A 25,632-nucleotide genomic window follows, 5' to 3' on the forward strand; every position below is an offset into this window, starting at 1 on the left:
CGACGGCGGCCACGACGGCAGCCGGTTCGGCCGCCTTCGGACGGCGTGCGCGCTTTGCTGCCGGCGGCGCTTCGGCCAGCGGCGCCTCGGCAATCGCTTGCGGCTCGGCCGCGGGCGCCGCGGCTTTTTTGGCGCGGCCCGGACGCTTGGCCTGCGGGGCATCGGCGTCGGCTGCTTGCACGGCCACGACGGCGGGCTGGGCTGACGGGACTGGCGCCGGCGCCGGCGCGGCGCTTACTGCCTCGGCTGCCTCGGCTGCCTGCTGGCGTGCTTGCGCATTGGCTGCCTTGGCGTTGGCCGATTGACGCGCGCGGCGTGCGCTTTCCGAGCTGTCCGGTTCGTTGCCGGCATCAAGCTGGGGAGCGGCAGCGGCAGCCGGAACCGGGGCCGGAACTGGCAGACTTGCCGGCAAATTCGCCGCTTCGTCGCGTGCCTGCGCAGCCGCGGCGCGGTCCTTGCGGGAACGGCGCGAGCGCTTGGAGCGGCCGCCCTTCTCTTCTTCGGCCGGCGCATTCGCTTCCTGGCGCGGCGCCGCTGCGGCCGGCTGGCCGCCCTTGCCGTCGCGCTGGCGTGCGGATTTGCCGCCTTCGCCGGCGCGGCCACCCTGCTGGGCGCCGCCAGAGGCCGGCTCGACGCTGGACTCGTCAGCCAGCACCAGGTCGATCTTGCGTGCTTCCAGGTCGACCTTGGCTACCTGCACGACCACGCGGTCGGTCAGGCCGAAGGTCTTGCCGGTACGCTCGCCGCGCAGCAGGTGGCGCCCTTCGTCGTACTGGAAATAGTCCTGGCCCAGGCCCGTCACGTGCACCAGGCCTTCGACATACAGCTCGTCGAGCTGCACGAAGATGCCGAAGGTCGTGACGCCGGCGACGGTGCCGGTGAACGACTCGCCCAGCTTGTCCTGCATGAAGAAGCACTTGAGCCAGTTCTCGACGTCGCGCGAGGCTTCGTCGGCACGGCGCTCGTTGGCCGAGCAGTGCACGCCGAGGGCGTCCCAGATGGTCAGGTCCTTTTCGTCCTTTTTCGCCTTGCCGTCCGCCTTGTCTTTGGCCGCCTGCTTGCGCGAGGCATTCGAGACGGTGGTATTGAGCTTGGCGAGGTCGATGCCTTTCGGCTCGTACTTCCGGCCCAGCAGGACCGCCTTGATCGCGCGGTGCGTGAGCAGGTCGGGATAGCGGCGGATCGGGCTGGTGAAGTGGGCATAGGCCTCGTAGGCCAGGCCGAAGTGGCCGACGTTGTCCGGGCTGTAGACCGCCTGCTGCATCGAGCGCAGCAGCATGGTTTGCAGCAGGGACGCGTCCGGGCGCTCCTTGATCTCGCGCATCAGCGCGGCGTAATCGCCGGCGGTCGGCTTGGTGCCGCCGCCGAGGTTCAGGCCCGTCATCTTGAGGAAGGTGCGCAGCTGGTTCAGCTTTTCCTCGGTCGGCGTGGCGTGGATGCGGAAGGTGCCCGGGTGCTTGTTGCGGATCAGGAGGTCGGCGGCGCAAACGTTCGCGGCCAGCATGCATTCCTCGATCAGGCGGTGGGCGTCGTTGCGGGTGCGCGGGATGATCTTTTCGATCTTGCCCATCGCATTGCAGACGATATAGGTTTCGGTGGTTTCGAAGTCGATTGCACCGCGCAGCTGGCGCGCCTTCAAGAGCGCCTGGAACACGCCGTTCAGGTTCTGCAGGTGCGGCACGATGGCCGGGCGGCGAGCGCCTTCCTCGCCTTGCGGATCGAGCAGGATCTCGGCGACCTGGTTATAGGTCAGGCGCGCGGCCGAGTGGATCACGGCCGGATAGAACTGGTAGGCCTGGACTTCGCCGTCGCTGGAGACGACCATATCGCACACCAGGCTCAGGCGATCGACGGCCGGGTTCAGCGAGCACAGGCCGTTCGACAGCTTCTCGGGCAGCATCGGGATCACGCGGCGCGGGAAATACACCGAGGTGCTGCGTTCGATCGCATCGACATCGAGACCGTCGTTGGGTTTCACGTAATGGCTGACGTCGGCAATCGCGACAAGCAGGCGGAAACCGTTCTCGCTACCGATTTTCACGGGCTCGCAGTACACGGCGTCGTCGAAGTCGCGCGCGTCTTCGCCGTCGATCGTCACCAAAGGCACGTCGCGCAGGTCGACACGATCGAGCAGGTCGGTGGCGACAACTTCATTCGGCAGCTTGTTGGCCTGCTTGAGCGCGTCTGCCGAAAACACGTGCGGCACGCCGAACTTGCGCACGGCGATTTCGATTTCCATGCCGGGATCGTCGAGTTCGCCCAGCACTTCGACGATACGGCCCGTCGGCTGCTGGAAGCGCGCCGGCTGCTCGATCAGTTCGACGCTGACCACCTGGCCGGACTTGGCCTTGCCAGGGGAACCGGCGATCAGGATGTCCTGGTTCATGCGCTGGTCTTCGGGCGAGACGATCCAGACGCCGCCTTCATTAAGCAGGCGCCCGATGACGTGCGTGTTGGCGCGTTCGACGACTTCGACGATCGTGCCCTCAGGACGGCCGCGGCGGTCGGTGCCGGTGACGCGCGCGCGAACGCGGTCGCCATGCAGCACTTTCTGCATTTCTTTATCATTCAGAAACAGGTCCGGGCCCGGCTCGTCGGGAACGACGAAACCGAAACCGTCGCGGTGGGCGGCGACCTTGCCGGAAACGAAATCGGAATTATTTGCGAGTGCGTAGACGCCTTCGCCATCGGCGCGGATCTGTCCGTCGCGCTCCATTGCATTCAGGCGGCGGCTGAGGACTTCCTCGGCGGCAGGCTTGACGCGCAAGGCGCGGGCGAGCATGGCTGCATCAAGTGGTGCGCCCGCATCGCGGAAAACGGCGAGGATTTCCTCGCGGCTAGGAATAGTATGAGTAGGTTGCTTCAAATCGTTTTCTTGATTCTTATCGAGGGGCGCCGACGCGGCCGGCACCGTGGTTAGATTGACACCTTTAACAGGCGTAGTGTAACGGAGGACAGCAAAATCCGCCTAACGAAGCGTGCACCGGGAGCGGTCTTTGACTTTTGTAATCGTTCCGCTATAATCTCGGCTCTTTCGCAAGGACAGCATGTCAGGGCGAAAGAAAATGCGGTCAGTATTCGGGAAGTCTGGCGCTGGAGCAGCTAAAGTTGATCTAGCGAAAAACAGCAAAGCCTGATATTGTATCAGCTTCGGTAAATTGCAGTAACCGAGCAGCAAGAATGCCCACGTGGCGGAATTGGTAGACGCGCACGGTTCAGGTCCGTGTGCCGCAAGGTGTGGGGGTTCGAGTCCCTCCGTGGGCACCACTACCGGATGATTATCCGCAGTCGTTCGTAACATCGTAGGGTGGACTCTTGAGTCCAGGCGTCAGGCAGCACAGCAATAGCAGCAAACATGCCCACGTGGCGGAATTGGTAGACGCGCACGGTTCAGGTCCGTGTGCCGCAAGGTGTGGGGGTTCGAGTCCCTCCGTGGGCACCACTACCGGATGTAAATCCGCAGCAGCACCGTAACATCGCAATATCGCAGCACCGTAATGCCCACGTGGCGGAATTGGTAGACGCGCACGGTTCAGGTCCGTGTGCCGCAAGGTGTGGGGGTTCGAGTCCCTCCGTGGGCACCAACAGCTTTTCCGGTCTGACCGGCGCAAAACGCCGCAATCTTTGCAAAAGGATTGCGGCGTTTTGCGTTTACCGACTTCCTCCAAGACAGGCGTTGCGAAAAGCTCATCGTTGCTAAATAATAGGATGGTTAGCCCGCAAGTCGTCCATCGCAGTTATTTGTACCAACTGAGCAGAATTCTGATCAGAAAACCGAGGAGACATTGATGTTCACGAGTCCGGAACAATTCGCATCCGCTACCAAAACCCTGTTCGACCTGCAAATGCAGACCTTCGACATGCTCGCCAACAAGACGGTCAAGGGCCTCGAACAGGTGATGGCGCTCAACATGGCCACCGCCCGCAGCACGATGGATAAAACGCTCGCCGCCAGCCGCGACGTGTCCCAGGCCCAGGACGCCCGCGCCGCCTTCGACGCGCTGTCGGCGCGCATGACGCCGGACATGTCCGGGGGCGTCGAGTACCGCGACCAGATGAAGGTGATTATCGAGGAGATGCAAAGCGAGTTTCGCCGCGCGGCCGACGTCCACGTGGCCGAGGCCAAGAGCACGCTGTCGGCCCTGATCTACGACGTGACGCAGAACGTCAAGCCGGGGTCGGAGAACGCAGTCGAAATCATCAAGTCGGCGATCGACAACGCCTTCAAGGGTTACGAGCAGGTGACGGCCGCCACCCGCCAGGCCGTGCAGAACGTCGAGGAGCAGATCGCCAAGGCGGCATCGACCATCGCGCCCGGCGCGGCCAAGCCCGAGGGCGGCGACAAGCCGGCCGCGTAAAACGCAGGCGGCAGCAAGGAACAAGGGCGGCCTCGGCCGCCCTTTGCACGTCGCCTCACCCCATCTTCACTCCGCGGCGCCCTCCCCGGCGATCCCCAGCAGTTCCTCGACATGGGCCAGCGCGCCCGCATCCTTGACCACCGTCCTCAGCCAGAGGTGCAGCGGCTGCTCGCCCCAGGCCGCCGCTTTGTCGGCCAGGTAGGCGACCGGGCTGTGCGGCTCGGTATGGCGAAAGAAATCGGCCACCGCGCGCAACTGGCCGAGGGCCTGGGCGCGCGTCTGGATGGCGCCGGCCAGGGCCGGCTGCAACTCGGCCGGCCCTGGCATGGCGACGAGCGCACCCGTGGCCGCGCCTGCCGTTGCCGCAGCGGGCGCCGGCGCGACGAAATGGGCCAGGTTCTGCAAGGCGCCGCGGGCGCCCGAGAAACTCGGTCCGTCCACGCCCAAGCGGGCGTCGACCGACTGTTCGAGTTCGCCGAGCGCCGCGAGGCAGGCATTGCAGTCGTCCAGCAAGGCCGCTTGCCAGGCTGCCGAGCTGCGGCTGCGCGCCGCTTCGACCTCGGCAATCCGGCCGGCGCCGGCGGCACGCGCCGCTTCGATGTCGCGCATCGACAAGGCGGCGCCTTCGGTGACCGGGCATTCCAGCACCAGTTGCGGCGCGCGCGCGGCAAGCCAGGCCAGGTTGCCGATGCGCTGCTCGAAGCCGCCCTCGTCGGGCAGCGGATACAGGCCGTTCCAGTAACGCTCGCAAAGACCGGCCAGCACCCGCAGCGCGTTGCCCAAACCGCGCAGGCCGGCCGTTTTTGCGCTCGCTTCGGCCAGCCACACGGCCAGCTGCAAGTCCTTGCTGCGCGTCTCGACCAGGATCGCGCAGCGTTTGCCCACAAAACGCCAGTCCGCTTCCTTGAGCGTGGTGACCCAGGCGCCCTGCTCGAGCGACGGGTCGTCCGCCTTGCGCGCCTGGGCGATCGCGTCGATCTCGGAAGAAAACGCGAGGTCCTCGCCGCAGGGCGCGGCTTGGCTGACGGGCCTGAGTAACTGTTCGACCGTGAACATGGTGTGTCCTTTCAGGATGCGGGGTCGATCGTGTACCTGAACTTGCCCGCTTTCGTCGCGCCGGCCTTGATCCGGGCGATGGCGCCGCCCTCGGCCATCCGCGCCAGCACCGCGTCGGCGATCTCCGGCAGCAGCCTGCCGTTCAGGATCGTGTCGACATTGCGTGCCCCCGAATCGACTTCGGTACAGCGCGCCAGCACCGCGTCGACCAGCGCGTCGTCGTATTCGAAGACGGCGCCGTGGTTGGCCAGCACACGCTGGCCGATGCGGTTCAGTTTCAGGCGGATGATGTTGGCCAGCACCTCGTCGCCGATCGGGTAGAAGGGCACGGTACACAAGCGCCCGAGGAAGGCCGGCTTGAATTGCTTCATCAGCTGCGGGCGGATCATGTCGAGCAGGGCGTCCGGTTTCGGCAGCTCGCTTGCGCTCTTGTTCAGGCAGGCGGCCATCATCGTGCTCGATGCCGTGTTCGAGGTCAGGATGATGATGGTATTGCGAAAATCGATCTGGCGCCCTTCGGCGTCGTCGAGCACGCCCTTGTCGAACACCTGGAAGATCAGCATGGCTTTTTCCAGATTGTTTCTAATCGAAGCAGAAACGTCCATCTTAGGAGGTATGCCGTGCGCCCTACAGACGAAAATCAAGCAGGCTCGACAAGACCAAACCTGATGTCGTCGCGCCGCGCTGTGGGAGAAGACAACATCCTCGCCATGCTCGAACGCGATTCAGCACGACGCACTGGCACGCGCACCTCGAACCTGCGCCTGGCCTGTTACGGCGCCGCCGCCGCCTTCGCCGGCATCCTGATCGGCGGCGTCGCCTGGCTGGCCTACGACAACCACAAGACTGCCGAGCGGCTCCAGGCCGGGCACGATGCAATTGTCGCCGTGCCGCAGGTGGTGGCCGGCGCCGAACCGCTGCCGCCGCCCATGCTGACCGCACCGGCGGCGGCGCCGAGTGCAGCGCCAGCCGACACCGCGCAGGCGGCCGTGATCGTCGACGAGCCCGCACCGCCCCTGCGCACCGCCAGCGACAGCTTGCCGCCACTGGTCATGCTGCCGCCGGAGGAAGCGCCGGCCCGCGCGGCATCGAAGCCGGCGCCGCGTCCGCCGAAGGAAACCACGAAACCGCCGGCGCAGGCCACGAAAGCGGCGCCAGCCAAACCGCGCGGCGCGTCCGGCACTGCCTCGGCCAGCAACGGGCGCAAGGCCGACAAGAAAGCAGACAAGAAAGTCGACAAAGCACAGCGTGCTGCCCTGCGCACCGCGAAACCCGCGCCGCAACGCGCTGCCGCCAAAGCCGCCGTGAGTCCCGCCCGCCAGCGCAAGAGCGCATCCGCACCGCCCCAGGTCGACACCGACGTCGCGCTGATTTCGGCCATCATTTCGCAATCCGAACGCCACCGCGGCGAACGCGAGGCGCAAACGGCCTGCCAGGGTGCGAAATGCCCGCCAAAGGCAGCCCAGCCTTGAATGTGGGAAAAAACCACGGCGCGCTTGCCTGAGCATTGAATCCGCTGGGAGTTCATCCTCCCAGGCGCTATACTGTACATAAGCACAGTAGCGCGTCAAGAGATGAACAGGGTTCTGGAAAACGAGTTTTATTATCTGGATAATTTCCAGGCCGTCCTGGACTGGATCGGTCAGCGTTACAACGATTTGCTGACCGACGAAGAACAGGCGTTCATCGGTGCGTTTTCCGCGCTGCCCCAGCCGGCGCGCGCCCTGTTCGTGCGCATGGTCATGCGCAAGGGCGACCTCTTCCGCGCCAGCAAACTGCGTTATGCCGAAATCGGCTGCCCGGTCGAAGCCGCGCAGCACCTGCTGCCCACCGGCTGGATCCAGGTCGACCCGCGGCTCTCCCTCGACGAGCTGTTCGACCTGCTGTCCAAGCCCGAGATCGCCATCGCTTTCGCATCGACCTTGCAGCACACGAATGCGCGCAAGGCCGAGCAGCTCGAAGCGCTGCGCGCCGCAGCCGGCGATGGCGAGGGGCGCGCCTTATCGGATTGGTACCGCGACTGCACCGACGTCGCCTTGCGCATCCTCGCCAAACCCCTGTGCGACCGCCTGCGCCTGATCTTCTTCGGCAACCTGCGTCAGGACTGGACCGAATTCGTGCTGGCCGACCTGGGCCTGTTCCGCTACGAGCAGGTGGAGTTTTCGGCAGCCTCGCGCGGATTTCGCAAGCGCAGCGACATCGACGATTACCTCGCCCTGCATGCCTGCCGCGAACGCTTTGCCGCCGGACTGGAGCCGGGCGACGATATCCTGCGCGACCTGCCCATGCACGCGTTCGAGAACGACTGGCTCGACAGCCGGCGCGAGAAGTTCCTGTTCCACGTCGGCCAGCATATCGAGAAGCAAAAGGACTGGATGGGCGCGCATGCGGTCTATGCGCGCTGCCGCTTTCCCGGAGCGCGCGGACGCGCGATCCGGGTGCTGGAAAAGGCCGAACGCTATGGCGAGGCCTGGCAAGCGCTGGAAGAAGCGCAGCGCGCACCCGAAAGCGACGCCGAACGCCAGCACTTCGCACGCATCGGCCCGCGCCTGGCGCGCAAACTCGGCCACCCGAAGCGCCCGAAAGGCAAGGCCGCGGCGATTGCGCAATTCGCGGTATCCCTGCCCCACCCCGGCCCCGACCCATGGGTCGAAGGCGCCGTGCGCGACCACCTGGCCGAAGAGTGCGCACCCGTGTTCTATGTCGAGAACATGCTCGCCAATGCCCTGTTCGGCCTGCTGTGCTGGCGCGCGATCTTCGCGGCCATTCCGGGCGCCTTTTTCCACCCCTTTCACCGCGCGCCGGCCGACCTGTACAGCCTCGATTTCCACCGGCGCCGCGCGCGCGAGTTCGACGACTGCCTGGCCCAGCTCGACGATGGCCGCTACAGGGCCACCATCCTGGCCAACTTCGACGAAAAGGCCGGCATCTCGGCGCCCTTCGTGTCCTGGGAATACCTGGAGCGGGGCCTGCTCGAACTCGCCCTCGACTGCATCCCGGCCGCCCACCTGAAGCGCTGGTGCGAGCGCATCCTGGCCGACATCAAGCTCAATCGCAACGGCTTTCCCGACCTGATCCAGTTCTGGCCGGCTGAACGCCGCTATCACATGATCGAAGTGAAGGGCCCGGGCGACCGCCTGCAGGACAACCAGCTGCGCTGGATCGACTACTGCGCCCAGCACGACATGCCGGTCTCGGTGTGCTACCTGGAATGGGAAGCACGCCCGTGAGCTATGTCGTCGCCGTGCGCGCCCTGTGCGAATTCACCGCCAAGGCGGGCGACCTCGACCTGCGCTTCACGCCCTCCCCGACCGCCCAGGAAGGCATCGCCGGCCACACGGTGGTCACCGGCAGGCGCGGGGACGGCTACCAGGCCGAGGTTTCGCTCTCCGGCGACCATGGGCCGCTCCATGTGCGCGGCCGCGCCGACGGCTACGACCCGGCGCTCAACCTGCTCGAGGAAATCAAGTCCTATCGCGGCCAGCTGTCCTCGATGCCGGACAACCATCGCCACCTGCACTGGGCCCAGGTGCGCGTCTACGGCCACCTCCTGTGCGCCCAGCGCGGACTCGATGAAGTCAACCTGGCCCTGGTGTATTACGAGATCGGCAGCGGCCTGGAAACCTCGCTGCACGAGACCCGCAGCGCGCTGGACCTGCGCGCCATGTTCGAGGATCAATGCCGGCGCTTCACGGCCTGGGCCGAGGCCGAATTGCGCCACCGCGAGGCGCGCGACGCCGGCCTGGCCGCGCTGCGTTTTCCCCACCCCTCGTTTCGCCCGGGCCAGCGCCAGCTCGCCGAAAACGTCTTCAAGGCCAACGCCTCCGGGCGCTGCCTGCTGGCCCAGGCGCCGACCGGCATCGGCAAGACCGTCGGCAGCCTGTTCCCGGTCCTGAAAGCGGCGCCCGCGCAGCGCATCGACAAGGTTTTTTTCCTGGCCGCCAAAACCCCGGGACGCCAGCTGGCGCTGGACGCCGTCGAAGCGATCCGCGCCGCCAGTCCGGCGCTGCCGCTGCGCGTGCTCGAACTGACCGCGCGCGACAAGGCCTGCGAGCACCCGGACAAGGCCTGCCACGGCGAATCCTGCCCGCTGGCGCAGGGCTTCTACGACCGCCTGCCCGCCGCACGCCAGGCGGCGGCAAACCTGGCGGTGCTGGACCGCCCCGCGCTGCGCGAAGTCGGCCTCGCACACGGCGTCTGCCCCTACTACCTGGGGGGCGAAATGGCGCGCTGGAGCGATGTCGTGGTCGGCGACTACAACTATTATTTCGACGGCAGCGCGATGCTGTTCGCGCTGGCCCAGGCCAATGGCTGGCGCGCCAGCGTGCTGGTCGACGAAGCCCACAACATGGTCTCGCGCACGCGTGCGATGTATTCGGCCCAGCTCGACCGCGGCGCCCTGCGCCTGGCGCGCGCCGGGGCGCCGGAACCCGTCAAGAAGGCGCTGACCAAAGTCGCGCGCGCCTGGGGCGACATCGAGGCAAGCGCACCCGCGCCTTACCAAGGCTTGAGCGCCCCGCCCGAAAAACTGCTCACCGCGCTGACCAACGCCGCCGGCGCCATCAGCGACTTCCTCCTCGAGGCCGCAGCGGGCGGCCCCTTCGATCCGGACCTGCAGCGTTTTTACTTCGACGCCCTGCAGTTTACGCGCCTGGCCGAATCCTTCGGCGAGCATTCGGTCTGCGACCTCGCGCGCGCCGGCAAGGACACCACGCTCTCGATCCGCAACGTGGTGCCGGCGCCTTTTCTGAAGGCCAGGTTCGCGGGGGCGCATTCGGTGACCCTGTTTTCCGCCACCCTCAGCCCCTGGCATTATTTCGCCGACCTGCTCGGCCTGCCGCAGAACGCCGGCTGGATCGATGTCGAATCGCCCTTCACCAGCGGCCAGCTGGCGGTGCACATCGCGCGCGACATCTCCACGCGCTACGCGCACCGCGGCGCCTCCTTGCTGCCGATCGCGCGCCTGATGGCCGCCCAGTATGCGCAAAAGCCCGGCAACTACCTCGCCTTTTTCAGCAGCTTCGACTACCTGGACCAGGTAGCCACCTTGTTCGCCGAACGCTATCCCGAGCTGCCGATCTGGCGCCAGGAGCGCAGGATGAGCGAGGGCGAACGCGGCGGTTTCCTGGAACGCTTCCACGCCGACGGGCGCGGCATCGGTTTCGCGGTGCTGGGCGGCTCCTTCGGCGAAGGCATCGACCTGCCCGGCGCGCGCCTGATCGGCGCTTTTGTGGCCACGCTCGGCCTGCCCCAGCTCAATCCCGTCAACGAAGCGCTGCGTACGCGCATGGCGGCGATGTTCGGCGCCGGCTACGACTACACCTATCTATATCCGGGCCTGCAGAAGGTGGTGCAGGCGGCGGGCCGCGTCATCCGCACGGAGCAGGACCAGGGCGTGGTCTACCTGATCGACGACCGCTTCGACGATCCGGCGGTACGCGCGCTGCTGCCGCGCTGGTGGCAGGTGGACGCCGTCAGCGCATCGCTTCCCTGAGCTTCGCGTAGCCGCTGCGGCTGACCGGCACCCGCTTGCCGTCCTTCAGCACCGCGCACCAGCTGTCCTTGGTCGGCGCCTCGATCCGCTCGATCGCGCCGACGTTGACGATGTAGGAGCGGTGCACGCGCAGGAACATACCGGGATCGAGCCCCTCCTCGAGTTCGGCCATGCGCCCGTTTTTCAAGTGCGCGCGGCCGGCGGCGCTGATCTGCACATAATCGTCCTGGGCCTCGATCCAGTCGATGCTGGCCGCCGGCACCACGTGGACGCGGGCGCCGTCGCGCACCAGGATGCGCTCGAGCGGACCATGGCGGCGCGCGGCCTTCGCCGCCAGCGCGCCCACGTCCTGGCTTGGCGCCGCAGGGACTGCAAACCGCGCCGCCACGTTCGCCAGCGCCTGCGCCAGCCGCTCGCGGCTGAAGGGTTTGAGCAGGTAATCGAGCGCGCGCACCTCGAAGGCCTTGAGCGCATACTGGTCGTAGGCCGTCACGAAGACATAGTGCGTCGTGGTCCCGGCCAGCTCGACGACCTCGAAGCCATCGAGTTTCGGCATCTGGATGTCGAGGAAGACCAGGTCGGGCTGCAGCTCTCCGATCGCTTTCACCGCCTCGAAACCGTTCGCGCATTCGGCGACGATCTCGATGCCGGCATGCGCGGCCAGGTATTCGCGCAGTACCGCGCGCGCCAAAAATTCATCGTCGACAATCACGACACGCATGCTCAAGCCTCCATCAATGCCGCGGTTTCAACCGGCAGCGCCAGTTCGACCCGGAAGCGCTCGCTGCTGTGGGTCCAGTGCACGCTGGCCTCGTGCGCATAGGTAGCGGCCAGGCGCTGGCGCACGTTGGCCAGGCCAATGCCGCAGCCGGCGGTGCGCACCGGCGCTGCTTCCTCGTCGGCGTCGTTCTCGACCCGGATGCGCAGCAGCGAGCCCGCCCGCTCGGCGGCAATGCGCACCGTGCCGCCATCGAGCCGGTTGCCGATGCCGTGCTTGACGGCGTTCTCCACCAGCGGCTGCAGCAGCATCGGCGGCAGCAGGCAGGCCGCCGCCTCCGGCGTTACCGCTTCTTCGAACGACAGGCGCGCGCCGAAGCGCACCTGTTCGATGGCGAGGAAAGCGCGCACCAGCGCCAGTTCCTCGGACAGGGAAACTTTTCGCTGCGCGTCCATGCCGAGGCTGCGGCGAAAGAAATCCGACAGCTGCAGGGTCATGGCGCGCGCCGCCGCCGGGTCGAACGAGGTCAGTGCGCTGATCGAATTGAGGCTGTTGAACAGGAAGTGGGGATCGATCTGGGTGCGCAGCATGCGCAGCTCGGCGTCCTGGGCGGCCAGCTGCATCTCCAGCTCGCGCCGCTCGAACAGGCGCGCCCGTTCGAATTCCAGTCCCAGGTAGTGCGCCACCGCGCTCAGGCCGTACAGGATCACGCCGAGGCCGAACATCAGGGCGGCGAAGGGCCGCGTCACGAAGGGAACATGCGACGCGGGCATGCCGGGCCAGGCTCCGCGCAGCAGTTCGCCCCAGCCGTTCCCTGCCACGGTCCACAGGCTGCTGGCGCACACCGCGCTGCAGGCGAACACACCGAGGACCGCGAACAGGGGCTTGCCGGCCAGTGGATAGGCGCGGCACAGGTAATACGAAGAAAAGCCGCTGGCGCAGCCATACAGCAGCGTGAGCGGCACGGCGAACAGCAGGCTGGCGCCCCAGGGCGCCTCCAGGGCGACGGTCATCAGTCCCGCCAGCAGCACCCCCAGCAACAGCCAGGCCGCCAGGTACAGGGCCGTGCCGCGCCGCGAGCCGAGTGCGCCGTGCAGTACGCCTTGCATCAATTACGGACTTCCACGCCGCCCATGATCGCGTAGCCGCGAATGACCAGGCGCTTGCTGTTGTCCGGCGGGGCCACCGTCTTTTCGTCGAAGCCGCCCATGATCGGCGTGCCCTGCAGGACAATCGTCCAGTCGGGCGGGCACTTGATCGTCACGCCGCCCCAGAAGGCGAACACGTTGATGGTGGCCTCGCCCTGGATCGAGGCGCCGCGCATGTCGAGGGTGCAGCCGCCCATCACCGCCGTGACTTCGCCGCCGCGAAAGTCCTGGGTATGCACGCGCCGCTCGAAGCCGCCCAGCACCGCCGTCACGTCGACGCTCTGCGCGGTCTCGCTCGGCGCGCCTGGTGCACCCGGCGTTCCATCCACCATGCCATGCACCGGGGTGCTGCCGGCGCGCATGGCGCGGTACACCACCATCGCACCGACCGCGATCAAGACCAGCGGCCAGGCCTGGCGAAAGGAAAAATAGATGATGCCGAGGCGGTTCAGGATCATCGCGCCGCCGATGGCGATGCCGGCGATGCCGATCAGGTAGCCGTTCGGCGAGGAGGTGTCGAGCAGCTTGGCGACGCCGGCGAAGATGAAGACCAGGGGCCAGAAGGCCAGCGCATTGTGCAGCTCGATGATGTCCAGGTTATCGAGTAGGAACAGCAGCCCGATGCCGATCACCAGCACGCCCATCAGCACCTGGCTGGTGACGCCGCGCTTGCGGTGGTCCAGGGCGCGGCCCTCGATCGTGTCCTTATGCATGGTCCTTCTCCTTCGAAAAGCGGCGCTCGATCACGGGGCTCAATACCATCTGCAGGCCCCACATCAGCAGGAACAGCGGCCAGCTGTTGCGGAAAGTCAGGCCAAGGAAACCTTCGAACACGGCAAACAGCCAGAGGCCGATGAAGACGGTCCAGAGGCCCTTGCTGAATTCGCGCGCGCTCGTGTAGCCGATGGTCTGGTTGATGCCGACCGCAACGATCGCGAGCGGCCAATAATGCCACAGCTCGCGCAGGTCCACGAGATCGACCAGGTCCATGCGGTCGAGCAGGAAAATGAAGCCGACTGCGATCAGGACCAGGCCCCACAAGACCTGTTTGCGCGCCGCGTAATTGTTTTCGAGATTCATTGCGCCCTCCGTGTTGTGATGTAAACACGATAGCGGGCCGGCTACCGGCTGGAAAGCGTCTTTCGGCGAACGGCGGCGCTGGATCGGCGAACGGCAAAGGATTCGGCGAGCAACGAAAACCCGGACGAAAAAAAGCCCGCTCGTGAGCGGGCTTTTTTTACCAATCCGGGATCAGGCAGCTGCGGACAGGTTCATCGCAGGCTGGTTCTTGACCTGGTTGCGGTATTTGGCGCGGGCCGTAGCCTGCTTGATCGCTTCGCGGGCGATGTTGGTGCGGCGGATGTCGAGACGTTCTTCGATGCCGCGGTGTTGGGCTTCGTGTTTGTTACCGATACGCTTGGTCATGTACTTCTCCTCTGTTGAAACGATTTGTCAGGATATCCCGAAACCACAGGTTGCGATGCGCGATTTTACGCTGCTTCGCTGGCCAGCTTCAGCTCGGCCGGCACGGTGATCCCCCAGCCAAGCTGGCGCCGGATTTCCTCGGGCGCAGGCGGTGGTTGCGGATCGCGCGCGCGCCGTGCGAGATATTCGCGAACCAGGTGTTTCGGTGGATTCGTGGTGGTGGTGGCAGCCATGTGGCCTCCGCTTGCGACTGAAATTGGTGCCGATCCTCGAGGCGACCGGCTAACCTGTTGAGATATTTGGCAGGCCAGCAGAACGAATTCGCCGGCTCCTCACTCACACGGCCTCATCATATCGAATGCATAACATTGCGACCGTTAGATGACGCACACTGGGGGCCTGGATGAGCTACCGAAGCGGCCCGTCGCACTGTAGGACTGGACATACGATGAAAAGGGGAGCCGAAGCTCCCCTTCTCCTTGTTGCCTGGCTACCCGATCAGAACTTGTACTTCAGGTTCAGGTAGAACTGGCGGCCGCTGACGTCGAGCTTCTGCTGCTCTTCTTCGCTGTAGCGATAGTAGGCACGCTTGACGTTGGTCAGGTTGGTCGCGTCGAACGAGACGATCAGGTTCGGCGTCAGGTTGTAGCTGGCGTTGAAGGCCAGCGTCGTCACCGATGCGGCCATGGTCGGCGCGGTCGGCATCGTCACGCCATTGATCACCGACAAACCCTGGCTGTTCGCGGTCGGCGACGGTGCGGTCGTCGAGTTCACGTATTCGCCGCGGTAGTTCGACACCAGGCGGGCCGAGGCCTTGTCGTTTTCGAAGTAGAGGCCCAGGTTGCCGGCCCATTCCGAAGCGCCGACCATCGGACGGCCGTCGTCGACCTTGGTCTTGGCGCGGCTGACGTTCGAGGTGAAGCCGAATGGCGACGAACCGAAAGGCTGCTCGTACGACACTTCGAGACCGGTGATCTTCGCGCCCTGCTGCGACGAAGTGTTGATGAAGAACGGCTTGACGACCAGGTCACGCGGGTCGGTCAGGTCGATGGTCGAGGTGCCGACGGTGCCGGTCTTGACGTAGCCGTCGATCTTCGAGTGGAAGGCGTTGACGACGACGGCCGAACGGCGGCCGAAATACCAGGCCCATGACAGGTCGGCGTTATCCGAAGTCAGCGGACGCAGGTCCGGATTCGGGCCCGTGACGCGGCAGCCGCCGGCGTCGCAGCCAGGCGTACCGAAGCCGCTGCCGATGACGTTGTAGTTCTGGCGGCCGATGGTGCGGCTGGCGCCGAAGCGCACGATCATGTCCTTCGTCAGCTCGTAACGCAGGTTCAGGCTCGGCAAGGCGTTCTTGAACACCTTGTGGGTCGGCGTCTTGTAATACATCGTGCCCGACAGCGGGTTGAACGCCGCGTTGTCATAGAAGGCAACGGCGTCGCCGGCATCGGTGATCGCGCCTGGATAGGCGGCGCAGACCGTGGCCGGCTGGTTCGGCGCGCTGCGCAGGCAGGTACGCGGATTCGGGATCGGGGTGGCGATCTGCGCATCGACGATAGTGCGCACGTAGCGTACGCCGACATTGCCGGACCAGCGTTCGCCTTCCATGTTCGCCATCAGGTAGGCCGAGGTCTGGCGCTCGCGCATGTCGATCTCGGAGCTGACCCGGCGTTCCCAGGCGGTGCTGGTTTCCTTGGTATTGGCCGCGATATACGCCTTCAGCGCTTCCGGCGAATACGTGAAGCCGGTGTTGTCCCAGTTGCCGCCACCCAGGCCATCGCCGAAGTTGGATGGATATGGCTGCCAACCTTCGGTCGGAGTCGGGGTCGGCTGGATGATGGCGCCGGTCGTCGGGTTGAAGCTGTAGCTCAGGGCGGTGCGGAAGGCCGGGCCGAAACGGCCGCTGAAGCGCTTGTGGTCGGCATGGCGCACGCCTGCCTCGAGCGACTGCACGAAGCCGGCATTGAGTTTGTATTCGGCGTCGAACTGTCCGCTCGCTTCCTTGTCGGTGGTCTTGATGCCGGACGCGGTGCGGCCGACGATCATGTAGCCGCTGCCGTCGGGATTGATGCCTGGACGGTTTTCACCGGCGCCGTAATATTGCACGAACGGTGCTTCGCGCAGGCCGCGCAAGGCATACGAGACGCCGGTGCCATAGCGGGCGAAGGTGGTGCCCTGGTCGAGGTCGGTCTTGCCGACGCCGCGCGTGGCCGAGAACAGGGTCTTGACGGTCAGGTCCTGGCTGACGCGGTACTTGCCGTCGAGGTCGATGAACGAGCTGGTTGCCTGCGCGCCGTCGCGGTAGAAGCCTTCCGAGTTGCCGACGTACTGGGGCACGGTGCCGGCCGGGTAGACGATGTCAGCCGACTTCAATACCTTCAGCTCGTGACCGTACATCGTGCGCTCGGTAACGATCACCGGGTTCTTGATCTGCGCATACACGCGCTGGCCGTTCGAGAAGGTGTTCACCGACGTCGCCGCGGTGCCGCCCAGCGGCTCGTTCTTGCCGAGCAGCATCGAGTACATCGCGCCCGAAGTCAGGCGGCCGTTGTTGTTCGCGTTCATCTGCGAATGGAAGCCCGTCAGGGTCACGTCGAGGTCCTGGTTCGGCTTGAACTGCATCGAAACCATGCCGCCCTTGCGGTCGCGCACGGATTCGACGAATTCCGAGCTCATCGAGCCCGGCAGGCGCACGCCGTTCAGGTCGGCGGCCTTGTAGCCGGTGCCGGCCAGCGAAGCATCGGTAATGCCCAGCATGGTGGAGGTGTTGATCACGTCCCAGCCGCTGCTGGTGCCGTAGGCAAAGCGCGACACCGAATCGCGGCGCACGAAGCGCTTTTCGGCGAAGCCCTGGGCGATGACGCCGAAGGTGCCCGCTTCGTTCTTCCAGTTGATCGAGGCGGACAGGTCGGGTGCAGCCTTGCCAGCCAGTTCGGCATAGCTGGCGCCGGCGCTGATGCGGCCCGACAGGCGTTCTTTCTGGGCCAGCGGCTTGCGGGTGGTGACGTTGATGGTGCCAGCCAGGCCGCCGTCGACGATGTTGGCCTGCGAGGTCTTGTATACCAGTGCCTGGTTCAGGACCGAGGACGGCATCAGCGACAGGCTGGTCGAGCGCGAGCTCGAACCCTGGTCGGCGACATACCAGTCGCCGCCGGACACCGTGTGGCCGTTGAACAGGATCAGGGCCATGTCCGGGTTGGTGCCGCGCATCGACACTTTTTCCGCTTCGTCGTAGTCGGTACGCACGGCCACGCCGGCCAGGCGCTGCAGCGAGTCGGCCAGGTTCTTGTCCGGCATCTTGCCCACGTCTTCGGCCGTGATGACCTCGACGTTGGCGGTCGCGTTCTTCTTGACGTCGAGCGACTTGGCCATCGACGCGCGGATACCGGTTACCTCGACGGTCTGCATCGGCGTCGCGCCGTCGCGGGTCTGGGCCATGGCCGGCAAGGCGGCCAGGCTCCACAACGCCATCGAAACGGCAGCGGCCAGTGGCTTTTGCTTGAACATTATTTCTCTCCTGGATATAGGTATGGGGTGATGCGGTCGGCAGGCGGTCCCTGCCATCCTCATAGTATTAGTGAAAAGCAAATATCTGGAAAATTACTTGTGATCCCTCGCCCATAACTTGAAGGAATGTTTTAGAGCTACAACAAGCTTCGTTGGTTATGGCCCGGCCACAAATATTCATTGTCAAAAGCGTGCTGCACGCGTTAGCGTCTCGCAACTGTATAAAGGAGACTCATCCATGCGCCACCTTCCCCTGGCATTCCTGCTGGCCGCCCTCGCCGGCTGCGCAAGCCAGCCTCCGGCCCCCGCCGTCCCCGCGCCTGCGCCCGTTGCGATCATGGCTGCGCCCGCCGCTCCCGCCACGGTCGCTCCAGCCTCCGCCCCGGCCAGCATCGAGGCCATCCTGCAAAAGCCGATCTACCAGATGACACCGGTCGAGGCGGGCCGCTACGTCGCCTGGGTGCATGGCGCCGAACCCGACCTGCGCAAGCGCATCGCCGCGATCGGCCGCAAGAACCTGGGCCAGCCCTACCTGCTGAACCTGCTGGGCGAGTTTCCCTTCGAGCTGCACGACAATTTGCCGATGTTCAGCCTGGAACGCAGCGACTGCGTCGTCTTCGCGGAACACACCTATGCGATGGCCTTGTCGCGCTCGTGGGAAGAGTTTTTCTGGATGCTGCAGCGCATCCGCTACCGCGACGGCGTGATCGGCGTGGCTACCCGCAATCACTACACCGAAATGGACTGGAACGTGGCCAACCGCTGGCTCGTCACCGACGTCAGCGCGGAACTGGCAGGCCCGGGCGGACCCGGCTACAACATGCGGGTCGACCGTGCGCGCTTCCTGAAGACGCGCCACAACACCGAGACCAGCATCCCGGTCGAAACCAGCCGCCAGGCCTTTGTGCCGAAAGAAGGCGTGGCGGCGATTGCCGCGCGCTTGCAGGAAGGCGACTTCGTCAACGTGATCTCGACCCGCGACGGCGAACACTGGGCCTCGCACGTCGGCCTGGTGGTGCTCGGCCCGAACGGCGAACGCCGTTTCCTGCATTCGCAGGAGCCGCAGGTGCGCGAAGAAAGCTTCGACTCGTTCATCGCGCGTGCCGTCGAACGCGAAGCGCGCAACGCCAGGGCAGGCAGGAAGGTCCAGCAGCTGGCCGGCTTCAAATTCCTGCGCCTGAACGAGAACATCGTGGTCCCGCCGATGGCCCCGCAGCCGCGTCCGGGAACGTAAACAGCTTGGCCGGCGCGCGCAGCCCTGCGCGCGCCGATTTTCTCTTCTAAAGAAGAGGCCGCCGCGGCCCTTCAGCCTCGCTTTCCCCTGGTCCTGTCCACCGCCCGCGGCGCCCCTTGGCGCGCCTGTACCGGCCTCGTGGGCGAACGCCTTCGTTCCTTTCCATTTCCTTCGGTCGCATTTGCCGGCCCGCTCTCCATTTCTGCGCCGGCACAACATTTTTTATATTCCAACCGGAAATATAATACCCTTCGCTCGCCGATTTATTTCCTATTACCATTTCCAAAAATAAATAAAATGGCAACTTTGTTTTAATTCGGAATTCGCGGTTGAGCAGGGTCAAACTCATCATTCAGTAGCCCAACGATAATAAACTTACTCAGCAACACCAAGTTGCATCGCTCAGCGGCTCTTATTAAATAAGTAAATATTTTTAACGGAATTTATTTACCGCATTTTTTTAATTCCGTGCTGTGCGCATCGTCGTTTCTGCTGTTCCTGCTACCTACTTGACGAGTCACGCGATCACCATGCCCACTTTATCCGCCCGAGTATTAAGCCAGTTTTGCGCAGGAATGGTATCGATGCACCGCACTGCCAAAATCGCGCTCATGGTTGCGATTGATCTCGTCGCCCTGCCTATGTGTTTTCTCATCGCCATGTTATTGCGTTTCGGCGATATGAAACTGATCGCCAATTATGGGCCTGCCTCTTATATCATCGTGACCCTGGTCACGATTGCCGCGCTGTCGATGTCCGATTTATACCGCGCCGTGATTCGCTTTATCGATGGACGCCTGCTAAGCGCCACCGGTTTTGCACTCGGCATCGCCGTATTATGTGCCTACGTCGTATTGTTCGCGATTAACGACGCAATGTTTCCGCGCAGTGCGCTGGCGATTTACTGGTTTATCGTTTTCTCGTATGTCGTTACTTCGCGTATCGGCATGCGTAATTTCCTGCGCAGCCACAGCGCGCGCCGCCCGACTTCCGATGCCGTCGCCATCTATGGCGCCGGCGAGGCCGGCGCCCGGCTGGCGCAAACGATGCGCAACAGCGATGAATACCGCCCGGTATGCTTTTTCGACGACAAGCGCGCACTGAACGACCGTACGATCGCCGGCCTGCGCGTATTCGATACCGGCCGCCTGGCCGACCTGGTGGCGGCGCACGGCATCCGCACCGTCATCATCGCCGTTCCCGGCATGCCTGCCGAACGCCTGCGCGACATCATGCAGCGCCTGGCCGGCGCCGGCGTGACGACCAAGATCCTGAGCCGGCTGGTCGACCTCGCCGACGACCGGGCCACGCCGCGCGACTCGATCCGAGAGCTGAAGTTCGAGGACCTGCTCGGCCGTCCCCCGGTGCCGCCCCGGCTCGACCTGTTCGCCCGTTGCGTCCGCGGCAAGACCGTGCTCGTGACCGGCGCCGGCGGCTCCATCGGCAGCGAACTGTGCCGCCAGATCGTCACCCTCGGACCAGGCAGGCTGCAGCTGCTGGACCACTCCGAATACGCGCTCTACACGATCCGCCAGGAACTCGTCACCCGTTTTCCCGACCTGCGCATCGACGCCCACCTTGGTTCGGTCTGCAATGCCGACCTGCTCGAGCGCATCCTGTCGGACGGCCATGTCGACACCGTCTACCACGCCGCCGCCTACAAGCATGTGCCGCTGGTCGAATCGAATATCGTCGAGGGCCTGCGCAACAACGTGCTCGGCGCCCAGGTCGTGGCAACGGCCTGCGCCGCCCACCAGGTTGAAACCTGCGTGCTCATTTCCAGCGACAAGGCCGTACGCCCGACCAACATCATGGGCGCCAGCAAGCGCATCGCCGAGCTGATCTTCCAGGCCGCGGCAAGCCGGCCAGGCCACAGGACCACCTTCTGCATGGTCCGCTTCGGCAATGTGCTGGGCTCTTCCGGCTCGGTGATCCCCCTGTTCCAGCGCCAGATCGCACGCGGCGGGCCACTCACCATCACCCATCCGGAAGTGACGCGCTATTTCATGCTCATTCCCGAGGCCGCCCAACTCGTGATCCAGGCCGGCGCCATGGCCAAGGGCGGCGACGTGTTCGTGCTCGACATGGGCGAGCCGGTACGCATCGTCGAACTGGCCCGCACGCTGCTGGCCATGTCGGGCCTGACCGAAAAAACGGCGCAGCACCCGGAGGGCGAGATCGAGGTTAAGTTCGTCGGCCTGTTCCCGGGCGAAAAACTGCACGAGGAATTGCTGACCGACGGCACGGTGTTCCCCAGCGAGCATCCCCGCATCATGCGCATGAAGGAAAACGCACTGCGCCCGAGCGTGCTGGAGACCTGCATCACCTGCCTGATGATGGCCTGTGAAACCCACGAGCGCGCCATGATCGAATCGATGGTCAAAGCCATCGTCAGCGAGTACACGCCCCAGCTCCCGGCCGCGGCGCCTCCACAGGTGCCCGAGCCCCTGCCCGAGCCCGCCCGAATCAGTCTCATCAATAAATTCGTGCCGTTCCGAATCTAAGCGGCCACCGTAGCACCTGCCCTTCAGCACCACTCCACCTACCCCACTGTTGGCGAGGATACACATGCGCGACGAACACCAATCGGCCCACCTGCAGCAGCTTGCTGCCAAATTTCGCGACCGCACGGCGGTCATCGGTATCATCGGACTCGGCTACAGGGTATTGAAATGCCCCTTCAGGTCGACCGTGGGCTCGTCGGAATTCGTGAACGACGGGCGCGGGTCGAACGGCACACTCAAGACCGGCGGGCTGTGCACCACATGGGTCAACTGATGGTGGTCGGCGGGTGTGGTCATGGTGGCTCCGGTGGTTCAGGGGCGCTCGGGGTCGCTCAGGGACGCTCAGGGACGCTCAAGGACGCTCAGGGTCGGTTGGTGACGCCGACCGCCGAAGTAAGCGCACCGGGGAACAGCAGGCTCAAATGCCGGTTCCAGTTCGCCAGCGGCGATGCGGCGACATAGACGACGTCCTTGGGCCGCAGCTCGAATGCCTCGGCCATTGCCAGCGAACCGGTCAGCCGCGCGTCGAGCTGGAACACGCGGGTACGCTCGGGTGTCTTGCGCACGACATAGATCTGGCGCGCGTCACCGCTCAGGGGGCTGATGCCGCCGGTTTCGCCAAGCGCTTCGTTGAGCGTGAGGCGGCCGTTATGCATGGTGAGTGCTTTGGGCGTCACGACTTCGCCGGAGACGAAGACCTTGCTTTCGTCGCGCGAGTGGATACGTACCACGTCGCCGGGGGCGAGCATGATATTGCCGGGATTGATGCCCTTCTGGACGAGGTCGCGCAGGTTGATGCGGTAGCGCATGTCGCCGCGTTCGAGGGCGATGCGGCTCTGGTCGGCCGTTGGCAGCAGGCCACCGGCGCGGTTGAGCGCCTCGACCAGGGTCATCGGGATGTCGTTGATCGCCTGCAGGCCGGGTTGCTTCACTTCGCCGTCGATGTAGACACGTTTGCTGCGGTAGGACTGCACGCGCAGGGTGATGTTCGGGTTCTGGATGTACCGCGCCAGCTTTTGCGTCAACAGCGTGCGCGCGCCTTCCTCGGTCAGCCCTTCGACCGACAGCAGCCCGGCGAACGGGAACTGGATGCGGCCCTGGTGGTCGACGGCAAAGCCTGGCGGCGGTGTATTCGCCGAGGCCGCCGCGCTGCTGCCGGCCGCATCGGCCGCGGCGGTGGCTGCCGTCATGCCGCCGCCGGCGAGCTCGGGGTGGTCCCAGACCACGATCGAGAGCACGTCGCCGCGGCCGATCGTGTACGGCGCCGGATCGGCCACGAACAGCTTGGACAAGTCCTGCTCTCCCTGCTGCGCCATTGCCTGCCGTTCGGCCGCGATGAGGCGCTCGGTAATGAGTTCGGTGGGCGGCGCCGGCTCGGCGATGCCGCTGCTGTCCTGCGAACGGAACTGCAGGCCGGTCGTGCAGCCGGCGACGAGGAGCACGCATGCTGCGGTTACCAGGCCGCGGCGCAAAATTTCTGTAGGAGAATTCATGATCTTGCCTGTGAAATGGGTTGCCGTTATACGGCTGACCAGATCAGCGTACGGTGTCCGTCGAGTGCGGCTTTGCTGAAGATCAAACGGCAGGCTCAGGCAAATTGCGCGCCCCCTATGGGCCGCCGTACTCCGCGTTATTCATTTCCCAAGGTAAAAGAAGCGCCCGACCTGGCCTGGACATCGCCAGCGCGGGCTGGCAATCCGGGCCTGCGTGGACAATACTGATGGTGCCATGACAGGCGATCGCGTCCGCTGGAGGTAGGCATGCAGCCAGGTTTTATTTTTGCAACCGGCATCGAGAACAGCAATCCGACCATCGAAGGTGGCCGGATTCGCATGGATGAGCTGGAAAAATGCGGTCATTACCGCCACTGGCAGCGCGATTTCGACCTGGTACAGGAAATCGGCCTGCGCGTGCTGCGCTACGGGCCGCCCTTGCACCGCACGCTGCTCGGGCCGGAACGCTACGATTGGGAGTTTGCCGACCTGGCATTCCACGACCTGCGCCGCCGCAATATTGCGCCGATCGTGGACCTGTGCCACTTCGGCGTACCGGACTGGATCGGCAATTTCCAGAACCCGGACTTCCCGAGCCTGTTCGCAGCGTATGCGGCCGCGTTTGCCCGGCGCTATCCCTGGGTGCAGATGTACACGCCGATCAACGAAATGTGGATCTGCGCCGTTTTTTCGACGCTCTACGGTTGGTGGAATGAACAGTTGCGTAGCGATGCCGCGTTCGTAACTGCCATTAATCACTTAGTAAAAGCAAATATCCTGGCGATGCATGCGATCCTCGCCGTGCGTCCCGACGCCCTGTTCATCCAGAGCGAATCGACCGAATATTTCCACGCGGAGTCACCCGACGCCATCGGCCCGGCGGAATTCAACAACGCGCGCCGCTTCCTCGCGCTCGATCTGAATTACGGGCGCCGCGTCGATTCCGACATGTACGAATACCTGCTCGACAACGGGATGTCGCGCGAGGACTACCATTTTTTCCTCCAGCACAACCTGAAGCACCACTGCATCATGGGCAATGACTACTATCAGACCAACGAGCATTACGTTGCGGCCGATGGCATGACGCGCGCCGCCGGCGAGATATTTGGCTATGCGGTCATTACCCACCAGTACTACAACCGCTACCGCCTGCCGGTGATGCACACGGAAACCAACCTGTGCCAGGGTGTGATGGGTGACGAGGCCGTTTACTGGTTGAAGAAGGAGTGGGCGAACGTGCTGCGGGTGCGCAACAACGGCGTGCCCCTGATCGGATTCACCTGGTATTCGCTGACCGACCAGGTCGACTGGGACAGCGCCCTGCGCGTGAATAAGGGCAACGTCAATGCGCTGGGCCTGTTCGACCTCGACCGCAAGATCCGCCCGGTTGGCCTTGCCTACAGGGAGCTTGTCAGGGATTGGGAAGCGGTACTGCCAACCAAGAGCATGTGCCTGCAGGTGCCGGTCGTGATGCCGCATGAATTCGGCGGCGAAGTGACGTCGATCGATCCGGAGTCCCCGGCCAGCGGCGCCATCCAAGGCTAGGGTTGCTGCGCCTTGCGCGGCATGAACTTGTAGGTATCGCCGTGCGCCAGGTAGACCACGCCGTCCTCGAGGCCGGCCGCCTTGACTTCGCGTGCGAAATCAGCCAGCGGCGACTTGAACACGTCGTAGTCGTTGTAGTGAATCGGGATGGTCTTCTTTGGCTTGATGATCTGCATCATCTGGACGCCATCCTTTCCATCCATCGTGACTTTGAACACGCCCAGAATACGGGTGCCGCCAAGGTGCAGCAGGGCCAGATCGATGCCGGGGAAGCGTTGCGGGATGCTGCGGATGTCATCGTAGACGAGGGTGTCGCCGCTGATATACATCCGGTAATCCGGCGTATCGGCATTCGCGCCGAAGTCGAGCACGCTGCCCATCACTTTCGGCAACAGTACCGATACGCCCGCCGCACCATGGCGCCCCGGCACGGAGGTCACGCGCAGCCGGGTGCTGCCCTTGGACACTTCCAGCCGGTCCCATTCGCTCAGGACAAAACGCTGCCGGAAGCCCAGGCGCTTGAGCGCCTCGCCAGCCTCGCGCGTCGAGACGATCGGTGTGTTGCGGTTCAGGCGCTCCTGCACCAGCTTGTCGAAATGGTCGTCATGCATGTGCGAGAGGATGACCAGGTCGATCGGTGGCAGCTTGTCGAATGGGATGGCGGGATCCGTCTGGCGTTGCGAAGTCAGGCCGTAACCGAGGTGGACGTGGTCCCCCTTGTGCAGAAAATTCGGGTCGGTGAGGATGGTCAGGCCCGCATAGCGGATCAGGACGGTGGCGGTGCCGATGAACTGCACCGTGCCGGAGTCGCCATTCACGGAGGGCCCCGCACCAGCCGTCTCACCGCCCGCCAGCTTGAGCGTGAAGGTGTCGCCCTGCCGGGCCGTCTGGGCCTGGGCATTTGCAAGCGCCGACAATCCGAGCGCCACAGACAGCACCGCGCCTCCCAGCCAACGATAAAATCGCATACACGCTCCCGAATGGTCGACCCCGCGCAAACGGGATCATGTTTGATATCAGAAGATTATCAGGCACATGCGGCGGCCGTCGCTCGTTTGCAGACAAACAACAGACAGGCGTTGCCGCGCTCGATCGGCCAGCCCCGCCGCTCCTGCAGCGATATACTTGCTGCGGTTTGCCAATTCAT

18 protein-coding genes, 3 tRNA genes and 2 pseudogenes are annotated in these 25,632 nt (G+C 64.6%); 10 read left to right on the top strand and 13 right to left on the bottom strand.

What is annotated here, in order from left to right; translation table 11 throughout:
* Positions 1-436: 436 nt before the first annotated feature.
* A pseudogene (rnr, locus tag AC56KZ_RS02775) lies at positions 437-2,866 on the bottom strand (ribonuclease R); the annotation flags it as partial.
* Positions 2,867-3,182: 316 nt separating this feature from the next.
* On the opposite strand from rnr, the gene AC56KZ_RS02780 reads away from it, so the two are divergent.
* The 4 genes from AC56KZ_RS02780 (at position 3,183) to AC56KZ_RS02795 (ending at position 4,358) form a co-directional block, all read left to right on the top strand.
* Positions 3,183-3,267 (top strand) — tRNA-Leu (locus AC56KZ_RS02780).
* Positions 3,268-3,357: 90 nt separating this feature from the next.
* Positions 3,358-3,442 (top strand) — tRNA-Leu (locus tag AC56KZ_RS02785).
* A gap of 57 nt (positions 3,443-3,499) precedes the next feature.
* Positions 3,500-3,584 (top strand) — tRNA-Leu (locus AC56KZ_RS02790).
* A gap of 204 nt (positions 3,585-3,788) precedes the next feature.
* On the top strand, positions 3,789-4,358 hold the full coding sequence (locus tag AC56KZ_RS02795; protein ID WP_497160604.1) for a phasin family protein: 570 nt from the start codon (positions 3,789-3,791) through the stop codon (positions 4,356-4,358).
* Positions 4,359-4,424: 66 nt separating this feature from the next.
* On the opposite strand, the gene tssA is transcribed toward AC56KZ_RS02795, so the two are convergent.
* Positions 4,425-5,414: a type VI secretion system protein TssA gene (gene tssA / locus AC56KZ_RS02800; RefSeq protein ID WP_497160605.1), complete on the bottom strand. Its 990-nt coding sequence runs from the start codon at positions 5,412-5,414 to the stop codon at positions 4,425-4,427.
* An 11-nt stretch (positions 5,415-5,425) separates the two neighbouring features.
* Positions 5,426-5,974 (bottom strand): annotated as a pseudogene (locus AC56KZ_RS02805) (AAA family ATPase); the annotation flags it as partial.
* Between the two features lie 60 nt (positions 5,975-6,034).
* On the opposite strand from AC56KZ_RS02805, the gene AC56KZ_RS02810 reads away from it, so the two are divergent.
* The 3 genes from AC56KZ_RS02810 to AC56KZ_RS02820 all read left to right on the top strand — a co-directional run bounded on the left by AC56KZ_RS02810 (position 6,035) and on the right by AC56KZ_RS02820 (position 10,908).
* Complete coding sequence (locus AC56KZ_RS02810; protein WP_497160606.1) at positions 6,035-6,886, top strand: hypothetical protein; 852 nt, start codon at positions 6,035-6,037, stop codon at positions 6,884-6,886.
* 102 nt (positions 6,887-6,988) lie between these two features.
* Positions 6,989-8,644, top strand: coding sequence for a VRR-NUC domain-containing protein (locus AC56KZ_RS02815; protein WP_497160607.1), 1,656 nt, complete (start codon positions 6,989-6,991; stop codon positions 8,642-8,644).
* Entirely contained in the window at positions 8,626-10,908 is a 2,283-nt protein-coding gene (locus AC56KZ_RS02820) for an ATP-dependent DNA helicase (protein ID WP_497160608.1), read from the top strand. Before AC56KZ_RS02815 ends, AC56KZ_RS02820 begins: the two co-directional genes overlap by 19 nt.
* Here the strand turns inward: AC56KZ_RS02820 and AC56KZ_RS02825 are convergent.
* From AC56KZ_RS02825 to AC56KZ_RS02855, 7 genes are all read right to left on the bottom strand, one after another.
* Complete coding sequence (locus AC56KZ_RS02825) at positions 10,889-11,629, bottom strand: LytR/AlgR family response regulator transcription factor (RefSeq protein WP_497160609.1); 741 nt, start codon at positions 11,627-11,629, stop codon at positions 10,889-10,891. The genes AC56KZ_RS02820 and AC56KZ_RS02825 overlap by 20 nt on opposite strands.
* Before the next feature lie 2 nt (positions 11,630-11,631).
* Positions 11,632-12,735: a sensor histidine kinase gene (locus tag AC56KZ_RS02830; RefSeq protein ID WP_497161204.1), complete on the bottom strand. Its 1,104-nt coding sequence runs from the start codon at positions 12,733-12,735 to the stop codon at positions 11,632-11,634.
* On the bottom strand, positions 12,735-13,487 hold the full coding sequence (locus AC56KZ_RS02835; protein WP_497160610.1) for a LiaI-LiaF-like domain-containing protein: 753 nt from the start codon (positions 13,485-13,487) through the stop codon (positions 12,735-12,737). Before AC56KZ_RS02835 ends, AC56KZ_RS02830 begins: the two co-directional genes overlap by 1 nt.
* A complete protein-coding gene (locus AC56KZ_RS02840) occupies positions 13,480-13,854 on the bottom strand; it encodes a LiaF transmembrane domain-containing protein (RefSeq protein WP_497160611.1) in 375 nt (124 codons plus the stop codon). The genes AC56KZ_RS02835 and AC56KZ_RS02840 overlap by 8 nt, the downstream gene beginning before the upstream one ends.
* A gap of 171 nt (positions 13,855-14,025) precedes the next feature.
* Complete coding sequence (locus AC56KZ_RS02845) at positions 14,026-14,199, bottom strand: hypothetical protein (RefSeq protein ID WP_497160612.1); 174 nt, start codon at positions 14,197-14,199, stop codon at positions 14,026-14,028.
* 65 nt (positions 14,200-14,264) lie between these two features.
* Entirely contained in the window at positions 14,265-14,432 is a 168-nt protein-coding gene (locus AC56KZ_RS02850; RefSeq protein ID WP_497160613.1) for a hypothetical protein, read from the bottom strand.
* Positions 14,433-14,697: 265 nt separating this feature from the next.
* Complete coding sequence (locus AC56KZ_RS02855; RefSeq protein WP_497160614.1) at positions 14,698-17,706, bottom strand: TonB-dependent receptor; 3,009 nt, start codon at positions 17,704-17,706, stop codon at positions 14,698-14,700.
* Between the two features lie 238 nt (positions 17,707-17,944).
* Here AC56KZ_RS02855 and AC56KZ_RS02860 point away from each other — a divergent pair, with 238 nt between their 5' ends.
* Both AC56KZ_RS02860 and AC56KZ_RS02865 read left to right on the top strand, forming a co-directional pair.
* Positions 17,945-18,940 (top strand): N-acetylmuramoyl-L-alanine amidase-like domain-containing protein, encoded by a 996-nt coding sequence (locus AC56KZ_RS02860; RefSeq protein ID WP_497160615.1) that lies wholly within the window; start codon positions 17,945-17,947, stop codon positions 18,938-18,940.
* Between the two features lie 584 nt (positions 18,941-19,524).
* Positions 19,525-21,444, top strand: a complete 1,920-nt coding sequence (locus tag AC56KZ_RS02865) for a polysaccharide biosynthesis protein (RefSeq protein WP_497160616.1) — start codon at positions 19,525-19,527, stop codon at positions 21,442-21,444.
* A gap of 153 nt (positions 21,445-21,597) precedes the next feature.
* On the opposite strand, the gene AC56KZ_RS02870 is transcribed toward AC56KZ_RS02865, so the two are convergent.
* Both AC56KZ_RS02870 and AC56KZ_RS02875 read right to left on the bottom strand, forming a co-directional pair.
* Positions 21,598-21,741 carry a hypothetical protein gene (locus AC56KZ_RS02870; protein ID WP_497160617.1) on the bottom strand — a complete coding sequence of 48 codons (144 nt, stop codon included), beginning with the start codon at positions 21,739-21,741 and terminating at the stop codon, positions 21,598-21,600.
* A gap of 65 nt (positions 21,742-21,806) precedes the next feature.
* The gene (locus AC56KZ_RS02875) at positions 21,807-22,937 is read right to left on the bottom strand and encodes a polysaccharide biosynthesis/export family protein (protein WP_497160618.1); all 1,131 of its coding nucleotides are present in this window, start codon (positions 22,935-22,937) and stop codon (positions 21,807-21,809) included.
* Positions 22,938-23,204: 267 nt separating this feature from the next.
* On the opposite strand from AC56KZ_RS02875, the gene AC56KZ_RS02880 reads away from it, so the two are divergent.
* Entirely contained in the window at positions 23,205-24,485 is a 1,281-nt protein-coding gene (locus tag AC56KZ_RS02880) for a family 1 glycosylhydrolase (RefSeq protein ID WP_497160619.1), read from the top strand.
* Here AC56KZ_RS02880 and AC56KZ_RS02885 read toward each other — a convergent pair.
* Positions 24,482-25,453: an MBL fold metallo-hydrolase gene (locus AC56KZ_RS02885; RefSeq protein WP_497160620.1), complete on the bottom strand. Its 972-nt coding sequence runs from the start codon at positions 25,451-25,453 to the stop codon at positions 24,482-24,484. The two genes, AC56KZ_RS02880 and AC56KZ_RS02885, sit on opposite strands and share 4 nt — an antisense overlap.
* Positions 25,454-25,632 lie beyond the last annotated feature (179 nt).

It is taken from the genome of Telluria sp. LT2P34 (assembly GCF_059685915.1).

Bases quoted from the DNA above. Each gene is read 5' to 3' on its own strand.
- AC56KZ_RS02795 (WP_497160604.1), top strand. From the start codon at position 3,789: ATGTTCACGAGTCCGGAACAATTCGCATCCGCTACCAAAACCCTGTTC.
- tssA (WP_497160605.1), bottom strand. From the start codon at position 5,414: ATGTTCACGGTCGAACAGTTACTCAGGCCCGTCAGCCAAGCCGCGCCC.
- AC56KZ_RS02815 (WP_497160607.1), top strand. From the start codon at position 6,989: ATGAACAGGGTTCTGGAAAACGAGTTTTATTATCTGGATAATTTCCAG.
- AC56KZ_RS02820 (WP_497160608.1), top strand. From the start codon at position 8,626: ATGGGAAGCACGCCCGTGAGCTATGTCGTCGCCGTGCGCGCCCTGTGC.
- AC56KZ_RS02825 (WP_497160609.1), bottom strand. From the start codon at position 11,629: ATGCGTGTCGTGATTGTCGACGATGAATTTTTGGCGCGCGCGGTACTG.
- AC56KZ_RS02830 (WP_497161204.1), bottom strand. From the start codon at position 12,735: ATGCAAGGCGTACTGCACGGCGCACTCGGCTCGCGGCGCGGCACGGCC.
- AC56KZ_RS02835 (WP_497160610.1), bottom strand. From the start codon at position 13,487: ATGCATAAGGACACGATCGAGGGCCGCGCCCTGGACCACCGCAAGCGC.
- AC56KZ_RS02840 (WP_497160611.1), bottom strand. From the start codon at position 13,854: ATGAATCTCGAAAACAATTACGCGGCGCGCAAACAGGTCTTGTGGGGC.
- AC56KZ_RS02845 (WP_497160612.1), bottom strand. From the start codon at position 14,199: ATGACCAAGCGTATCGGTAACAAACACGAAGCCCAACACCGCGGCATC.
- AC56KZ_RS02850 (WP_497160613.1), bottom strand. From the start codon at position 14,432: ATGGCTGCCACCACCACCACGAATCCACCGAAACACCTGGTTCGCGAA.
- AC56KZ_RS02855 (WP_497160614.1), bottom strand. From the start codon at position 17,706: ATGTTCAAGCAAAAGCCACTGGCCGCTGCCGTTTCGATGGCGTTGTGG.
- AC56KZ_RS02860 (WP_497160615.1), top strand. From the start codon at position 17,945: ATGCGCCACCTTCCCCTGGCATTCCTGCTGGCCGCCCTCGCCGGCTGC.
- AC56KZ_RS02865 (WP_497160616.1), top strand. From the start codon at position 19,525: ATGCACCGCACTGCCAAAATCGCGCTCATGGTTGCGATTGATCTCGTC.
- AC56KZ_RS02870 (WP_497160617.1), bottom strand. From the start codon at position 21,741: ATGACCACACCCGCCGACCACCATCAGTTGACCCATGTGGTGCACAGC.
- AC56KZ_RS02875 (WP_497160618.1), bottom strand. From the start codon at position 22,937: ATGAATTCTCCTACAGAAATTTTGCGCCGCGGCCTGGTAACCGCAGCA.
- AC56KZ_RS02880 (WP_497160619.1), top strand. From the start codon at position 23,205: ATGCAGCCAGGTTTTATTTTTGCAACCGGCATCGAGAACAGCAATCCG.
- AC56KZ_RS02885 (WP_497160620.1), bottom strand. From the start codon at position 25,453: ATGCGATTTTATCGTTGGCTGGGAGGCGCGGTGCTGTCTGTGGCGCTC.